13 protein-coding genes are annotated in these 14646 nt (G+C 56.0%); 5 read left to right on the forward strand and 8 right to left on the reverse strand.

All coding sequences use genetic code 11. The features are described from left to right. Positions 1 to 28: 28 nt before the first annotated feature. A complete protein-coding gene (locus RT657_RS15980) occupies positions 29 to 355 on the reverse strand; it encodes a four-helix bundle copper-binding protein (protein WP_313655624.1) in 327 nt (108 codons plus the stop codon). A 389-nt stretch (positions 356 to 744) separates the two neighbouring features. Between RT657_RS15980 and adhP the strand changes: the two genes are divergently transcribed. Next, positions 745 to 1767 (forward strand): alcohol dehydrogenase AdhP, encoded by a 1023-nt coding sequence (gene adhP, locus RT657_RS15985; RefSeq protein WP_313655625.1) that lies wholly within the window; start codon positions 745 to 747, stop codon positions 1765 to 1767. Positions 1768 to 1972: 205 nt separating this feature from the next. Next, a complete protein-coding gene (locus RT657_RS15990) occupies positions 1973 to 2110 on the forward strand; it encodes a hypothetical protein (protein WP_313655626.1) in 138 nt (45 codons plus the stop codon). Between the two features lie 266 nt (positions 2111 to 2376). Here RT657_RS15990 and RT657_RS15995 read toward each other — a convergent pair whose 3' ends face one another. The 6 genes from RT657_RS15995 to betI all read right to left on the reverse strand — a co-directional run bounded on the left by RT657_RS15995 (position 2377) and on the right by betI (position 8741). After that, on the reverse strand, positions 2377 to 2562 hold the full coding sequence (locus tag RT657_RS15995) for a hypothetical protein (RefSeq protein WP_111138835.1): 186 nt from the start codon (positions 2560 to 2562) through the stop codon (positions 2377 to 2379). An 88-nt stretch (positions 2563 to 2650) separates the two neighbouring features. Further along, positions 2651 to 2911, reverse strand: coding sequence for a hypothetical protein (locus RT657_RS16000; protein ID WP_313655628.1), 261 nt, complete (start codon positions 2909 to 2911; stop codon positions 2651 to 2653). Between the two features lie 142 nt (positions 2912 to 3053). Beyond that, positions 3054 to 4196: an acyltransferase gene (locus tag RT657_RS16005; protein ID WP_313655630.1), complete on the reverse strand. Its 1143-nt coding sequence runs from the start codon at positions 4194 to 4196 to the stop codon at positions 3054 to 3056. A 758-nt stretch (positions 4197 to 4954) separates the two neighbouring features. Further along, on the reverse strand, positions 4955 to 6637 hold the full coding sequence (betA, locus tag RT657_RS16010) for a choline dehydrogenase (RefSeq protein ID WP_313655631.1): 1683 nt from the start codon (positions 6635 to 6637) through the stop codon (positions 4955 to 4957). A gap of 23 nt (positions 6638 to 6660) precedes the next feature. Next, positions 6661 to 8133 (reverse strand): betaine-aldehyde dehydrogenase, encoded by a 1473-nt coding sequence (betB, locus tag RT657_RS16015; protein WP_313655632.1) that lies wholly within the window; start codon positions 8131 to 8133, stop codon positions 6661 to 6663. 14 nt (positions 8134 to 8147) lie between these two features. After that, positions 8148 to 8741, reverse strand: coding sequence for a transcriptional regulator BetI (betI, locus tag RT657_RS16020; RefSeq protein ID WP_313655634.1), 594 nt, complete (start codon positions 8739 to 8741; stop codon positions 8148 to 8150). A gap of 255 nt (positions 8742 to 8996) precedes the next feature. On the opposite strand from betI, the gene RT657_RS16025 reads away from it, so the two are divergent. The 3 genes from RT657_RS16025 to RT657_RS16035 all read left to right on the forward strand — a co-directional run bounded on the left by RT657_RS16025 (position 8997) and on the right by RT657_RS16035 (position 12917). Continuing rightward, positions 8997 to 11027 carry a choline transporter gene (locus RT657_RS16025; protein WP_313655636.1) on the forward strand — a complete coding sequence of 677 codons (2031 nt, stop codon included), beginning with the start codon at positions 8997 to 8999 and terminating at the stop codon, positions 11025 to 11027. 124 nt (positions 11028 to 11151) lie between these two features. Then, positions 11152 to 12591, forward strand: coding sequence for an MFS transporter (locus tag RT657_RS16030; protein ID WP_313655638.1), 1440 nt, complete (start codon positions 11152 to 11154; stop codon positions 12589 to 12591). A gap of 113 nt (positions 12592 to 12704) precedes the next feature. Continuing rightward, entirely contained in the window at positions 12705 to 12917 is a 213-nt protein-coding gene (locus tag RT657_RS16035) for a DUF1272 domain-containing protein (protein ID WP_313655640.1), read from the forward strand. A gap of 247 nt (positions 12918 to 13164) precedes the next feature. Here the strand turns inward: RT657_RS16035 and rsmF are convergent, their stop codons facing one another. Then, positions 13165 to 14592, reverse strand: coding sequence for a 16S rRNA (cytosine(1407)-C(5))-methyltransferase RsmF (gene rsmF, locus RT657_RS16040; protein ID WP_313655642.1), 1428 nt, complete (start codon positions 14590 to 14592; stop codon positions 13165 to 13167). Positions 14593 to 14646: the final 54 nt, after the last annotated feature.

Below are 14646 nucleotides of genomic sequence, written 5' to 3' on the forward strand. Positions count from 1 at the left end.
CCGCCGGAGCGGGCTATTTAATTCGATATCAGGCAGCCATATTGCGGCACTGCTCTGCGCAATGATGGCAGGCTTTAGCACATTGCTGGCAATGATCATGTTTATGCCGGGCGCATACATCCCCGCATTCCTGGCATAATTCAGCACATAGCATGCAGACTTTTTTCGCGTGCGCGCTTTTTAACGTCATAAACTGCGCCGCTAATCGGCAGAGACTGGCACACTGAATGTCTGTGCGGATACAATCCCGCATCATATCCAGGTCGTCCTCTTCAAGGCATGAAGCCGCACAGTTGTCACAGGCTGCAGCGCACAAATAGCAAGCCTCTATACATTTTTTTAACGCTTCTGACATAGTCTTTTCCTCGACAAGGGTTGACCTTTTAAGTCTGGAAAAGATGCTGATTTATGCAACTCCCTAACTCGTTAATAAATATTGCAGCACTTCGCTTATAAGTCATTTTTACTCCGCAACTACAGTCGCAGTGCTGCATCAGGCTCTCCAGTCTCTAAGGGAGAATAGCTGAGCTTACCGGCGCATCTGAGTGGGTCTTCAGCGTGCAGAATCTGATGGAGTTTCAGTGACACGGGATAGGGTGAACAATCGCAGCATGAGGTAAAAATCCAATTCTGCTCGCAAAAGTAAAATCAACGTCGCCAGCCCCGACTCCAGCGCCTCTTTGTCATCTTGCCATCACCTCCGTCTGGCTTATTCTTAGTGTTCAATCAAATGGAGGAACGTTTATGAAAGCGGCAATTGCTAATAGTGAACATCAGGTTGAGGTAGTTGAGAAGACGCTGCGTCCTCTCAAAACGGGTGAGGCCCGGCTCAGGATGGAATGCTGCGGCGTATGCCATACCGATTTACATGTGAAGAACGGTGATTTCGGTGACAAAACTGGCGTGACCCTGGGCCATGAAGGGATCGGTATCGTCGAAGAGGTCGCACCCGATGTGACCTCCCTGAAACCGGGCGATCGGGCCAGCGTCGCCTGGTTCTTCAAAGGATGTGGACACTGCGAATATTGCAACTCCGGTAATGAAACGCTCTGCCGGGATGTCATCAATGCCGGTTACACGGTGGATGGCGGTATGGCAGAAGAGTGCATCGTCGTGGCCGACTACTCGGTCAAAGTGCCTGAAGGTCTCGATCCCTATGCTGCCAGCAGCGTGACCTGTGCCGGGGTCACCACCTATAAGGCGGTGAAGGTTTCTGAGATAAAACCAGGTCAGTGGTTGGCCATTTATGGCCTGGGCGGGCTGGGAAACCTCGCACTGCAGTATGCAAAAAACGTTTTCAACGCGAAGGTCATTGCCATTGACGTCAGTGACGGGCAGCTGGCACTGGCGAAAGAGATGGGGGCCGACCTGGTTGTTAACTCGGCCAGCGAAGATGCGGCGCGCTTTATTCAGGAGAAAACGGGTGGGGCGCATGCGGCAGTGGTCACGGCCGTGGCTAAAGCGGCTTTCAATTCGGCGGTGGATGCCGTCAGAGCGGGCGGACGGGTCGTCGCCGTCGGGCTGCCACCCGAAGCGATGAGCCTGAATATCCCGCGTCTGGTCCTCGACGGGATTCAGGTGGTGGGATCGCTGGTTGGTACGCGTAACGATCTGGCGGAAGCATTCCAGTTTGCCGCAGAAGGTAAGGTGGTGCCGAAAGTAACAAAAAGGAAGATTGGTGAGATCAATACCATCTTCGATGAGATGATCCAGGGGAAAATCCGCGGCAGGATGGTGATCGATTTTAGCGCTCAGCCCGCAGAGTAAACCCTGTTGTAAAAAGCCCGCCTGCTGCGGGCATTTTTATGCCTGATTATCCGGCACGCCTGTTCCTGACACGGGTCACCTCTTTTGACCTGAATATTAATAAGCCCTGCTTTATGTTTCACGATGTGATTTAGACTTGCACTTTACCGGTAACATTCTAATTTAAGGAGGAGTCTGATTACACATACATTGAAGAGGGTTATTTATGGCAAAACATCATTTCTTTAAAACCATTGAAATCGCAGCTATTGTGCTGTTTGTCCTGATTCTGGCGTATCTGGCAATGATCGGTCTGATGTCTTCAACCGGTCTGGATCACGCCTGGCCTTATCCCACTAAATAACTGAATGCAGCACCAGGGAAATCAATAAACCATAAATATAATGACCGTTTTTGCCCATTACAGGCGAGGCTTTTACAGCAGAACAGCAGAACAGCAGAACAGCAGAACAGCAGAACAGCAGAACAGCAGAGCGTGCGGAATCTGAACCCGGAAATGGTTATCCGCTTCAGCGATAAGCCGGGGCAATGTATGCACAGCCAGCCCTCTACTCTTTTCTTTTCTGCCGCCAAAAAGTAAAAACCCCGCCATCGCGAGGTTGAAAGTCTTTACACCAGACTGACCGAAAGCAGCGTCAGCTCTTCAGTATCCAGCGACAGGCTTTTTTTAGTTTCAAACATAAAGGCTTCCAGCGCCTCTTCTACATTGTCGCCCTCGATAAAGGCGTGCGTCGTGACATGGTTTTCGCCCTCGGGCTTAATCACGTAAGAAACAAACCACTTCTTCTTTTCCATACTCTCTATCCTCTGCTTAAAGGTGAGGCCGCATTCCGGTTTTCCGCTGGCTGGCAGCAGAAACGGCATAACGTCTGTCTGACAAAGGCTAATCCAGCGGGGCAGGATGCAGCAGATCGATCACATCATCTATTTCATTGCTGGCCGCATGGCGATCGAGGGCAACAGCATAGTATCGTCCTTTACAGTAGTGCTTTGTGACCGCCACCCGATGGCCGGTCTTGCTGTCGGCCTCCCCGCCACCCAGCGTCTGCAGGTGGGGCGGAATTACCAGCTCACTTTCAAGTTGTTCTGCGTCAACGATCACCGCGCCACCGTCACTCGACAACAGCAGATGCTGAATGCTCATGTTCTCTCCTCTGGGTCAGATTGCTAACCGGGAAAGTGTAGTTCACCGCAGCAGGGATGCTGGCTTCCTTTCAGACGCGCTGATGAACCCTGACCATAAAAAAGCCCCGCTGGGGGCTTCGTTAAAGCGTGCCGGCTTCATCTCACTGTGTCTGCTCAGTCAGTTTCGGCTTTAGCACGCGCTTACCCATCCGGATGCCCGGCTTCTCAACATATTGATAGAGCAGAGAAGCCAGCAGATAGGTCAGCGGAATAGTGGAAACGCAGACGATCAGGAAGCGCGTCATATCGCTCTTCATTTCAATGTCTGTGTAATTGAGCAGCTGCGCAATCATCGGGATGACAATCAGCAGGTGCAGCAGATAGACCGAGAACGACACGTCACCCAGCCAGGTGCTGAGACGGTTGTTGAGCAGCTTACGCGGCAGGGTGATAAGTGTCGCCATCAGGCTGTCCTGAGGGTATTGCCACAGGATCGCTGCCATACCCACGATCATCAACGCTTCCATGATCACCTGCAATTTGATCACGCCCATGCCCATTGCCACGCTGGCGACCGGACCGAGCAGGGCAAAAGTGACGTAGAGCAGCGATTTACGGCGCACGGCTTCCGCCAGCAGCATCCCGGCCAGGAACATGTGCAGTTTTAGCAGGATCATGGAGGGCATCTCGAACGCCTCATAATAATCCGCGAGCAGATAGCGTCCGGCGCAGCAGAGCGCCATGATGCCGATCAGCGAGGCGGCATAACCCAGGCGTAGCGTAACCAGCATGATAAACGGGAACAGCAGATAGAACTGCATCTCCAGCCCGATACTCCAGTCAGGCAGCACGGTATTAAAGCCATATTCCGGCAGCAGGCCGAACAGAAAACTGAAATGGGTGAGGATATTCGTCAGCGACTGATCGCTGTAACGCGAGGACTCTGTCGCGGTGCCGGAATAAAAATGGGCAATGGTGTCGCGCATTTCACCGAACCACGGGCCATAAATCAGGGCGATGATTAACAGCAGATAGTAAAGCGGGGCAATGCGGAAGAAGCGGCGTATCCAGAACGTTTTGATCGTCTCTGCACGCTGCCACGGCTCTTTATGCTGTCGCTCAACGTAGTTTTTTGCCATCAGATAACCTGACAGCAGAATAAACAGATCGACGCCGATGCCAGGCGATGAAATAAGCGTGATATGGCAGTGGGTCAGTAAGCTGATGTGACCAACCAGCACCCAGAGAGAGGCAAGGCCGCGTAATCCCTCCAGCTCGGTAGACCAGCCGCGTGTGGCAGACATAAATTCTTCCTCGTATCAGTCCGTTTCTGGCGCTCACTAAGCCCTAAGGCAAAAGTTATGTAAACGGCCCTTTACAAAAGTGAGAGAATTCCGACCACGGTTTGAAGGCAAAATCAATCAAAGTGGCACGTTAAAAGCACAGAAAGATAAGGATATGCAGGGCCTAACCTGAAGCAGAATAAATGTCTCAAACCCAGTCAGACCCGCTTCCGCAGGAGGATTACGGCCAGTAGCAGGGCCAGACACGGCCACGCTTTTGGGCTCAGGTGCGGATTAAAAAATAGCCACGCTGATTAAGACGTAGCGATAATTCCGAAAGCGCCCCCGGTGGTGCAGGCGATTGACAGATCGCTTCCTTTTACTACCTGAGCGAGCGCACTGAATGTCAGCTGGACTTAGCAAAGCAACAGCAGGCCATAAAGCGGTTTGTTGAAACCATCAGAATATTTAAGGAACAGGTTCGCGGCTGACTCCAGCCCGATCGCCAGCGCCAGCCAGGCCGCAGGGATGAAATCAGCGTGCTGTATGCTTTATCTCCGCTAATGAATGGGGCCAGTCTTGAGCAAGACATTGCCGCCAGTCACGGGCATCAGTCCGCCGGCTTTCATAAGTCACAGTGACGCCTCAGACTTTTATCCCAGCCGTTAGACAGATTATGAAGGAACGAGGGAGAGGATACTGATGGCGGGCAGTGTGAAGGGGCAAAAAAATGCCGGGCAGTAGCGTGCCCGGCATTCATTAAGTGACGCTGTAACTTTTTAACCGGTGCGCTGTGGCGCGGTGCGGACCGGTGCGTCACCCGCGACATGATAGGACGCCGTACTGCGCGGCAGTGGCTCACGTCCGCGAATCATATCAGCAATCTTCTCGCCGATCATGATGGTGGTGGCGTTAAGGTTGCCGGTGATGATGAGCGGCATAATTGACGCATCCACCACGCGTAAGCCCTGCAGGCCATGCACACGGCCTTCGCCATCGACAACGGCCATCGGGTCGTTTCCCATCTTACAGGTGCCACACGGGTGATAAGCGGTTTCACCATGATTACGCACGAACTCGTCCAGCTGTTCATCGGTCTGGCAATCCAGTCCCGGGCTGATTTCCCGGCCACGATATTTATCCAGCGCCGGCTGATTAATAATCTCGCGGGTGATACGAATGGCATCACGGAACTCATGCCAGTCCTGCTCATGTGACATGTAGTTGAACAGAATCGCCGGATGACGGCGCGGATCGCGTGACTTCAGGCGCACGTGGCCGCGGCTTGGCGAGCGCATTGAACCAACGTGACACTGGAAACCGTGCGCATCAACGGCGTTAGAGCCGTTGTAGTTAATCGCTACCGGCAGGAAGTGATACTGAATGTTCGGCCAGCTGAACTCTTCCCGACTGCGGATAAACCCGCCCGCTTCAAACTGGTTGCTGGCACCCACGCCGGTGCCGTTAAACATCCACTCTGCGCCGATTTTCGGCTGATTCCACCACTTCAGCGCAGGGTAGAGGGAAACCGGCTCTTTACACTCGTACTGCAGATACATCTCCAGATGGTCCTGCAGGTTCTCACCCACACCTGGCAGATCATGCACCAGCGGGATATCAAACTGCTTCAGCAGTTCCGGCGAACCCACGCCGGAGCGTTGCAGGATCTGCGGTGAAGCGATTGCTCCGGCGCACAGCAGCACTTCACGGCGCGCGGTCACTTTGTTGAGGGTGTTGCTGTCACCCTGCAGATACTCGACGCCGACCGCACGTTTGCCGTCAAAGACAATGCGATCGGTAGTAGCGTGGGTCACGATCTTCAGATTGGCCCGGCCTTTGGCCATATCCAGATAACCACGCGCGGTGCTGGAGCGACGACCGTTCGGGGTTACGGTGCGGTCCATCGGACCGAAGCCTTCCTGCTGATAGCCGTTAAGGTCGTCCGTGCGCGGATAGCCCGCCTGCACGCCCGCTTCGATCATCGCTTCAAACAGGACGTTGTTACCCGCTTTGGGCGTCGCCACGCACACCGGGCCGTCGCCGCCGTGGAAATCGTTCGGGCCAATATCACGGGTTTCCGCTTTACGGTAGTAGGGCAGGCAGTCCAGATAGCTCCAGTGCTCCAGACCGGGCGCCTCGGCCCAGCCATCGAGATCCATTGCGTTACCACGGATGTAACACATGCCGTTAATCAGCGATGAACCGCCCAAGCCTTTACCGCGACCACACTCCATGCGGCGGTTATTCATGTACGGCTCTGGTTCGGTTTCATAGGCCCAGTTATAGCGTTTTCCCTGAAGCGGGTAGGCCAGGGCCGCAGGCATCTGGGTGCGAAAATCAAAACGGTAATCCGGGCCGCCCGCTTCCAGCAACAGGACACTCACGTTGCTCTCTTCGGTCAGGCGGGTCGCCAGCACATTTCCTGCGGATCCGGCTCCGATAATGATGTAATCATATTCCATTCGTCGTTCCTCAGGTTAAGGGATTAAAAGACTGACTGAAAACGGGTCAGCTCAACCTGAACTGACTTGACCTGGGTGTAGCTCTGCAACGTCATCAGGCCATTCTCGCGGCCAATGCCGGAGTGCTTATAGCCACCCACCGGCATCTCTGCGGCGGATTCACCCCAGGTATTGATCCAGCAGATACCCGCTTCAATCTGATGAATGACGCGGTGCGCACGGTTGAGATCCTGGGTCACCAGCCCTGCAGCGAGACCAAATTCGGTGTCGTTGGCACGGCGGATCACTTCCTCTTCGCTTTCGTAGCGCAGAATCGACATCACCGGTCCGAAGATCTCTTCACGAACAATCTTCATCTCATCGCGGCAGTCGGTGAAGACGGTCGGCGCCACCCATGCCCCCTGGTCGAAATCGCCACCGGTCAGACGTTTGCCGCCGCACAGCACGCGCGCACCTTCGGCGATGCCAGATTCGATATAGCGCATCACGTTGTCACGATGGCTGAAGCTGACCAGCGGGCCGAAGTTGGTCGCCGGATCGCGCAGATCGCCAGCCTGAATGCGGGCCACACGTTCGCTGATCTTCGCCTCAAAAGCGGCCTGCAGTTTTGCCGGAATAAAGACACGGGTGCCGTTGGTGCAGACCTGACCGGAGCTGTAGAAATTCGCCATCATGGCGATGTCGGCAGCCAGATCGAGGTCGGCATCATCAAAAATAATCAGCGGTGATTTGCCGCCCAGCTCCATCGTCACCTCTTTCAGCGTGGAGCCCGCCGCATTGGCCATGACTTTTTTGCCGCTGACAACGCCGCCGGTGAATGACACTTTGTCGATGCCAGGATGTTCTGTCAGTAACTGGCCCGTGACCGAACCGATGCCTGGCAGAACGTTGAATACGCCATCCGGCACGCCCGCTTCGGTGTAGATTTCCGCCAGCTTCAGGGCGGAGAGCGGTGTGACTTCGCTGGGTTTGAAGATCATTGCGTTACCGGCTGCCAGCGCAGGCGCAGATTTCCACAGGGCGATCTGAATCGGGTAGTTCCAGGCGCCAATCCCGGCGACCACGCCCAGCGGTTCGCGACGGGTATAAACAAAAGAGGTGTCACGCAGGGGGATCTGCTGACCTTCCAGCGCCGGAACCAGACCCGCGTAATACTCCAGCACGTCTGCGCCGGTCACGATATCCACGCTGGCGGTTTCGCTGAAGGGCTTACCGGTGTCGAGCATCTCCAGCTCGGCCAGCTCGTCGTTACGCTCACGCAGAATGTCCACGGCGCGACGCAGGATGCGCGAACGCTCCATGGCGGTCATCGCGGCCCAGACTTTCTGGCCTTTTCGGGCGGCAGCAACGGCGCGATCGACATCTTCCTGGCCGGCGGCATGAACCTCTGCCAGTACGTCGCCGTTGACCGGGTTAATCGTCTGGAACGTTTCGCCAGACGCAGCGGCAACATAAGCGCCATCGATGTAGAGTTTCTGCTCGGTAAATCGGGACATGTTTTCTCCTTCCGTTATTCGTGCTCGCCAGCCAGTTGCTGACGGATGAACTGGGTGGTCAGTGTACGGGCGATAACCGGGCTGAAGGGCTTACCACTCAGCGCGGCGCGCAGCCACAGACCATCGATCAGGGCGGCCAGGCCATGTGCGGCAAGGCGTGCCGTTTCCAGCGGCAGTTCACGCCGGAACTCGGCCACCAGCGTAGAGTAGAGCCGCCGGCTGCTGACCTGCTCAAGGCGATTAAGCTGTGGCTGATGCATGCTGCTTGACCAGAAGTCGAGCCAGGCTTTCATTACGGCGGTGTGAACCTGAGTTTCATCAAAGTTCCCATCAACGATGGCACACAGCCGCTGTTCTGCTGAGGCACCGGACAGGGGTTTTAACCGCGATAACACCGCTAACCGCAGCTGACGCGTGACATCACGCATTGTAGCTTCCAGCAAGCCGTTCTTGTCCCTGAAATAGTGACTGATGATGCCGGTTGAGACCCCCGCCCGACGGGCGATCTGGGCAATCGTGGCATCATTAATCCCGACGTCATTAATCGTGCTCAGCGTCGCATCTATCAGCTGCCGACGTCGAATCGGCTGCATCCCTACCTTTGGCATAGCTCCCGCTCCACCCTCAAATCGATTCCCTATTAAAACTTTTTTTGATTGCACGTTCAATATAAAAAGAAATGTTGTTAGGATGTTGTTCTTTAAATGTAGCGTAAGCGAAGCGGCATTGAGTGCTAAAATAGGCTTGTTTGCTGCATGCATTAACAGGAGGGAAGAGACAAAAATAAAGTCGCACAGCCCGTCAATCGGGGGCGGCACGATGTACTCATTGCGTATTTTCAGGACATTAACCAGAGGTAATCGATGAATAATCCACCTGCCGGTGAAAAAGACAGACTCAATCCCGTTGTATTTTATACCTCTGCCGGATTGATTCTGACGTTTTCAATCATGACGATTCTCTACAGTGAGGTGGCCGCGAGCTGGATCCTTAAGGCGGTCAACTGGGTTTCCGCCACCTTCGGCTGGTATTACATGCTGGCTGCCACGCTCTATATTGTTTTTGTGCTTTATATGGCGTGCTCACGTTTTGGCTCTATCAAACTCGGACCAGAACACTCTAAACCTGAATTCAGCGTACTCAGCTGGTCAGCGATGCTGTTTGCCGCGGGAATCGGTATCGACCTGATGTTCTTCTCTGTCGCCGAACCGGTGACGCAATATATGCAGCCGCCGCAGGGCGCAGGGCAGACCCTGGAGGCCGCCCGCCAGTCGATGGTCTGGACGCTGTTCCACTACGGTCTGACCGGCTGGTCAATGTACGCCCTGATGGGCATCGCGCTGGGCTACTTCAGCTACCGCTATAATCTGCCGCTGACTATCCGTTCCGCGCTCTATCCCATCTTCGGTAAACGCATCTACGGCCCGATTGGCCATACGGTGGATATCGCGGCGGTCATCGGTACCATCTTCGGTATTGCCACGACTCTGGGCATTGGGGTGGTGCAGCTCAACTACGGGCTGAAAGTACTGTTCGATGTGCCGGAGGGCCTGACAGCGCAGACGGCGCTGATCGTGCTTTCCGTTGTTATTGCCACCATCTCGGTGACGTCGGGTGTGGATAAGGGGATCCGCTTCCTCTCCGAGCTTAACGTCATCATGGCGCTGGGCCTGATTCTGTTCGTCCTGTTCTTCGGCAACACCGAGTTCCTGCTGAATGCGCTGGTGCTGAACGTCGGTGATTACATTAATCGCTTCATGGGCATGACGCTGAACACCTTTGCCTTTGACCGGCCCACGCAGTGGATGAACAGCTGGACGCTCTTCTTCTGGGCCTGGTGGGTGGCCTGGTCGCCGTTTGTCGGCCTGTTCCTGGCGCGCATCTCCCGTGGACGTACCATCCGCGAGTTTGTGCTGGGCACGCTGATCATTCCGTTCACCTTTACGCTGCTGTGGCTGTCGGTGTTTGGTAACGCGGCGCTCTACCAGATCATTCACGGTAACGCGGGCTTTGCGCAGGAAGTGATGGCGCATGCCGAACGCGGCTTTTACAGCCTGCTGGCGCAGTATCCGGCGTTTAAACTCAGCGCCTCAATTGCCACCATTACCGGGATGCTTTTCTATGTCACCTCGGCAGATTCCGGCTCGCTGGTGCTGGGTAACTTTACCTCGCGGCTTAAAGATATTAACAGCGATGCGCCTAACTGGCTGCGCATCTTCTGGTCGGTAGCAATCGGCGTGCTGACGCTGAGCATGCTGATGGCCAACGGTATCACGGCGCTGCAGAACACCACGGTTATCATGGGGCTGCCGTTCAGTTTTGTGATCTTCTTCGTGATGGCGGGGCTGTTTAAATCGCTGAAGATTGAAGATCATCGCCGGGCCAGTGCTACGCGTGACACCGCGCCTTATCTGGCACATGCCACCGACCGTCTGACCTGGAAGAAACGTCTGTCGCGCCTGATGAACTACCCTGGCTCACGCTATACCCAGCAGATGATGGAGAAAACCATTTTCCCTGCGATGCAGGAGGTGGCGAAAGAGCTGGAGTTGCGTGATGGTCGGGTATCGCTGGAGCGTGTTGCGCCGGATGAGGCTAACCCGATCGGTTATCTGGATCTGCGCGTCCATCTGGGCGAGGAGCAGGACTTTATCTATCAGGTCTGGCCACAGCAGTACTCCATTCCGGGCTTTACCTATCGCGCCCGCAGCGGCAAGTCGACCTACTACCGACTGGAAACCTTCCTGCTGGAAGGCAGTCAGGGTAACGACCTGATGGATTACAGCAAAGAGCAGGTGATCATCGATATTCTCGATCAGTACGAACGACACCTGAACTTCATCCATCTCAACCGTGAAGCGCCGGGGAGCAACATCAGTTTCCCGAGTGTCTGACTCCGGGCCCGTCAGCTTACCGCTGGCGGGTTTTTTTTGGCCGCGCCAGGCGTCGGTCGCAGCCGGAATCAGCTATAGTCAGGCGTGACTGATTTGAGGCCAGACGTTGCAGACAGGGAGTCCCATGGGAAAAATATTCAGTACGTTTCTGCCGCTCTATACCACCACGCTGCTGATGCTGCTCGGCTCCGGTCTGCTGACCACCTATGTGTCACTGCGGCTGGCCAGTGAGCAGGTCAATGGCGCGATGATTGGTGCCATTATTGCGGCGAACTATATCGGGCTGGTGATTGGCGGCAAGGTAGGGCATAACCTGATCGCCCGCGTGGGCCATATCCGTGCCTATGTCGCCTGCGCCGGGATTATCACAGCCTCGGTTATCGGTCACGGGCTGACGAACGTGGTGCTGCTGTGGGTGTTTCTGCGCCTGATCATCGGCCTCTGCATGATGTGCCAGTATATGGTGCTGGAGAGCTGGCTCAACGACCAGGCGGAATCCTCCCAGCGCGGCATGATTTTTGGCTTATACATGGTCGCCACTTACCTCGGACTGAGTGGCGGCCAGGTGGTGCTCAGCCTGCAGACCGGTTTCGACGTCAGCACGCTGCTGATTGTCGCGCTCTGCTTCGCACTGTGTCTGGTCCCCATTGCGCTGACGACCCGCACGCACGTCAGGCCGATGACGCCTGCGCCGATGGAGCTGGGCTATTTTCTGCGGACCATTCCCCGACTGCTCAGCACCACACTGGTCACCGGCATGGCGATCGGTGCCTTCTACGGCCTGGCGCCGGTCTACGCCAGCAGCAAAGGCTTTACCACCAGCCAGACCGGTTATTTTATGAGCCTGACCATTTTTGCCGGTCTGGTTTCACAGTTTCCGCTGAGCTGGCTTTCTGATCGGTTTGACCGTCAGCGGCTGCTCTTTCTGATCGCGGTGCTGTTTGCGGTGTCCTGCCTGCCGCTGGTGGTGCTGCCGCATCTGACCTTCCACTGGATGATCGGCATCGCTTTTGTCGCCAGCATGATGCAGTTTGCGCTTTATCCGCTGCAGGTGGCGCTGGCCAACGATCAGGTTGCTGCAGAGCGCCGCGTATCCTTAACCGCCTGTCTGCTGATGGCATTTGGCATCGGGGCCAGTATCGGACCACTGCTGGTTGGCGCGCTGATGCAGCCGCTGGGCAGCAATATGCTCTATCTCTTTTTTGCGATCTGCGCGCTGGTGATTGGCGGGCTGAGTTACACCCGTGCGCCGCGTCCGCTGCCTACGACAGAAGTGCCGTTGCCCCATGTGGTGATGCCCGACAGTCTGGCGACCTCACCGCTGGGTGCAGCCCTGATCCCGACGCTGGAAGAGGAGGTGATCCAGGCGTCGATGGGGGGCCAGGAACCAGAAGCGGAGAGCGGGGAAAATAGTGCGGATGATGCGTTGGTGGACGATGAATCAGACGATAGTGGCTTTATTGATGATGACCTGGCTGATAATGATCTGATGGCTGATAAGGTTATTGATAAAAAGGATCGCTCTGCGGACGATGATGAGGAGAAGCAACGTCGCTCGCCCTGATCTGACGCACGCTGGACGGCGGACGACCGCCGCAGGCTATAGGGCGCTATACGCGATATCTGATCTTCCGCATCAGCCATCGTGAGGCGGATAAAACATTTTCAGGAGAGAGTATGCTGGAACTTCGTCCTAACTGTGAACGCTGCGACAGCGATCTGCCGCCGTCTTCGCTGGCGGCCCATATCTGCTCGTTTGAATGCACCTTCTGCGCGAGTTGTGCTGATGAACTCGCGCACCGTTGCCCCAACTGTGGTGGCGAACTGGTGCGTCGTCCCGTGCGCCCGGCCGATAAGCTGGCAAAATTTCCGGCCCAGGCACGGCAATAGGGGTGTCGGGACGTCCTGATTCGTCGGTCTGAGCTGACGGGTGCAGGAGCAAACGCCAGCACGGTGTGTTTGACGGCAGGAACAAAAGCGAGTGCTTGCGTGACAGTGTCACTTTTTCCAGGTGCGCTGTGCGACCCTGGAAGCAATGGACTAACCGGCACGCGCAGCACCCGCGCTTTAGCCAGCACCGCAATCAGAATAACGCCTGCCGACAGGTGCTGAGCGGCAGGCTGTTCCTGTTCTGCGGTTAACGAAACAGGCGTCCGTCGCGCACCAGTTCCCGGGGATAGCTGTTCTTAATGCGGTTGCCCACTTTCTTTGCCAACCCCAGCGGCTGCTGCTGATAGGTGACTATCATCTCATTGCTGGCAGGCGCTGTGTCCGGGTAAATATCCCGGCCGCGATACCACTCTTCCGCTTCTGCCGCCGTGAGTTCAAAACGCTGGGCTGCCTCTGGTTGCGCCAGTGCGACCACCGCCTCATGCTGCCAGCGATAACCTTTTGCAAAGGTTTCCGCCAGCTTCAGCCCGATGCGCGAAAAGCGCACTTTACCCAGCATCGGCGTCACCGCGTGCGGGAACAGCCAGATCTCTTTGTCGCGCTGCCACAGCATCAGCGACGCATCCCATTGCAGTGAGACCGCGGCGGCAGCGGCGATAACTTCACTTTCCTGTTTGCGGCTGAGATGAGAAAAGGGCAGTTTGCCGACTTTATAGCCCGGAGCAGGCAGCGGTGCGACCGACTCAGTCTTACGCAGCCGGGCGACAAAGAAGCCTTCGCTGTCAAAAATCTGCGGGAAGACATGCAGATAGCCCTCTGGCGTCGCGGCCTGGTCCGCGCCATCAAACAGCTTATCGAGGGGCAGGATCTCAACTGCGCCCGGATAGCGCTGTAACAGCCAGGCGATCACCTGCTGATTCTCAATCTGATTCAGGGTACAGGTCGAATAGACGAGCGTGCCACCGGGTTTAAGGGCATGAAACGCACTGTCGAGCAGATCGCGCTGCGTCGCGGCGATCGCCTCCGTACTGGCCAGCGTCCAGTTTTTCAGTGCGTCGGCATCTTTGCGGATCACCCCTTCACCTGAGCAGGGCGCATCCAGCAGAATGGCATCAAACTGTTCCGGCAGCGCCGGGCCAAAAACCCGTGCATCAAAGTGAGTCAGTGCGCTGTTGCTGACGCCGCAGCGGCTGATATTGGCGTGCAGGACTTTTACCCGGCTGGCGGAGAATTCATTCGCCAGGATCACCCCCTGATTATCCATTCTTGCAGCGATCTGGGTGGTTTTTGAGCCGGGTGCGGCGGCCATATCCATTACGGCGCTGACGTCCGGCTGCGCGTCAAACAGCGCGGTCACCGGCAGCATTGAGCTGGCTTCCTGAATATAGAACAGGCCGCTCAGGTGCTCAGCCACGCTGCCCAGCGGCAGGCTTTCATCTTCCCGGCTGATCCAGAATCCCTCTTCGCACCACGGCACCGGCGTCAGCTGCCAGTCATAGTCAGCGGTCAGCGTCAGGAAATCAGGTACGCTGATCTTCAGGGTGTTGACGCGCAGGCTGCGGCGCAGCGGTTGCTGGCTGATGGCAATAAACTGGTCGAAGCTCGCCTCATCGGGCAGGCTCTGACGCATTAACGAGAGAAAATCGGCGGGAAAAAGCAGAGAAGCATCTGACACGGGCACATTCCAGTTAAGGCAAAGGCGGCAGTGTATCACGCAGAGCGCAAACGG

Origin of the sequence: Pantoea sp. (genome assembly GCF_032114055.1) — a bacterium.
Classification (GTDB): domain Bacteria; phylum Pseudomonadota; class Gammaproteobacteria; order Enterobacterales; family Enterobacteriaceae; genus Pantoea.